Below are 2,129 nucleotides of genomic sequence, written 5' to 3'. Positions count from 1 at the left end.
ACGGAAACCGCCGCACTGTTGCTGCTTTTCGGAGATTGCTACGGCAAACTGAGCATTAATGCCGTTAACAGAGCCGTCAAGGAACAGGTTGTATCCGATGTGGGAATGAGTTCGATTATCGAGAACATAACGCCATACATTAGTACGTGGCTGAATCGATAATATTTTCCCTAGCCATTGAACTTTTTCTTGATTATCCATAAACGCTCCTTTATAACCGGCATGGTACCCGGGGGGGGAAGAATTGGGTCTTGTAATCCGATTTGAAGAAAATCATCAAGGAATCTTTGAGGGAATATTTCGGAAGAGCCTTAATACCCTCTTAGAGATAAATTTCCAGCTTATTTGTATGAGCTAATTCGGGGTTTTTGCAGTAAAATCAATATTTCTATTTCTATTTCTGAGAGTCGAGAATAAACAAAGATGCATCATGCCCCATGAATATTTTGCTTCCAGTATAAAAAGTTTTAGATCGAATATCCCTGTATCCTATTTTCATCATAATATCAGTTAACTCTATTTGATCAAATCCGTTATGAACCATATCTGAAACTATTTTTTCATTCTTATCAAAATCTACGATTAGTAAATGTCCGCTTTCATTTAGAACCTCATATAATCTTGATAAAACTAATTCAACATCATTAATATGGAGTAAAACCTGAGCCATAAAAATATAGTCAGCATGTAAATCCGAAAGACTATCTTTTTCAAAGTCAAAGTATAATGTAGCTGCATTCTGCATATTAAAACTAGAAATCTTTTGCTTTATCTGGTTAATCATGTTTTGTGATGTATCCAGAAACAGTATCGATTTAAAATCATTCAATAAATTCATACCAACAAGACCAGTTCCACACCCAAAATCAATAGCATTCTTGTTTTTAGCATCAACTAAATATTCACGAATGGCATCTGATGATACCTTTGCCATTTGGACTCTTTCAGAAGTGTCATATATATTGGCTATCATTTCAAACTTATCCGTATTCCCCATTATTACCTCTCCAATCTACCGGCATTAACGATAGCGTCAACTTTCATTTTTGTGATGTCCAGACGGACGATGGTGGAATGGCATTAACACACCTCCGCTAATAGCTTGGAAATACTGCCATCCGCATTCTTAAGGTCAACGAAGGTAACATCGACCTTTACATAAATTAGAGGTCAAAGAGACTCAACTGCGTATCTTTGCATGATTTGACTCTCCGGTCATTGGTTTTATCCCCCTCGCCCACTTCGCCAGAGATAAGCGGTGAAAGCGGATTATGCTTTTCAAAATTGCCTATGACCGTATTCTGGCTGTAGTTTGCGTAGCAGTAACGGCAACCGTTCCAGCAAGTGTTATACATCCCAATGTCAATACTTTCCACGCAACCGCATTCAGGACGCTGGGTCTTATCCTTTTCAACATTCAGACGGCAACAAAGCAGTTTTGAAAAGAGCCTCTCGTCGATACAGCGGGCGTGTTCTATGCCGTATTTTTGTAATTCAATCTTCTCGGCGCAGGTATCTATTGTCAGACCATACCCATGCGCTATCTCAGCGAGCCGTGCGCTCAATTCCATCTGAGTTTCTGACGGGAATGGAAGTAGTGCCAGTTCCTTGATGTTGTTTTTCACACCTCGGTAATCTTCGTCAATAAAGCTGATAGTCACCTTATGGGCGTAGTTATGCAACTCCGCTGCTATTTTTCCGAATGCGTGGACGTGGTATTCGATTGGATACCGCTCGCTTATCATAATTGGATCATAGCGCCAAACTACGCGGTCTGCTCCTATCATTTCCGAAAGCCTTTTGAATGCAGGCAGAATTACCTCGTTTTTGTCTGGGATGTTTGGCTCGACATCTCTCCCGTAAGGCGTAATCGTAAACTGGAAGTAGTACATATATTTCTTAAGTTCATCGAGACGTGCAAGCATAGGAATTGGGTTCTTTGTCCAAAAGACAATGCCATCCACAACATCAGGCGTAAGCTTGATACAGCTGATTTGGTGTGGGTTCATCGGATTACGCACCAAAACGTACCCGTCATTGATTCGGTTAAAGAACCAGTCAGAGTAATATGTCGGTATATCTGTCCTTCGGCTTGCACTTAATATCATTTAGTTCACCTCGATTATGCA

The 2,129-nt window shown here is 40.3% G+C and carries 2 protein-coding genes and 1 pseudogene; all 3 read right to left on the bottom strand.

Features of this window, described 5'->3' with window-relative positions:
- Positions 1 to 201: pseudogene (locus VB077_RS16530) on the bottom strand (hypothetical protein); the annotation flags it as partial.
- Between the two features lie 193 nt (positions 202 to 394).
- A complete protein-coding gene (locus VB077_RS16525) occupies positions 395 to 997 on the bottom strand; it encodes a class I SAM-dependent methyltransferase (RefSeq protein ID WP_323416356.1) in 603 nt (200 codons plus the stop codon).
- Between the two features lie 166 nt (positions 998 to 1,163).
- The gene (locus tag VB077_RS16520) at positions 1,164 to 2,108 is read right to left on the bottom strand and encodes a DUF1848 domain-containing protein (RefSeq protein ID WP_323416355.1); all 945 of its coding nucleotides are present in this window, start codon (positions 2,106 to 2,108) and stop codon (positions 1,164 to 1,166) included.
- Between the last annotated feature and the right edge of the window lie 21 nt (positions 2,109 to 2,129).

Origin of the sequence: Desulfitobacterium sp. (genome assembly GCF_034927245.1) — a bacterium.
Classification (GTDB): Bacteria; Bacillota; Desulfitobacteriia; order Desulfitobacteriales; family Desulfitobacteriaceae; genus Desulfitobacterium_A.
This window is presented reverse-complemented; position numbering and strand designations above follow the sequence as displayed.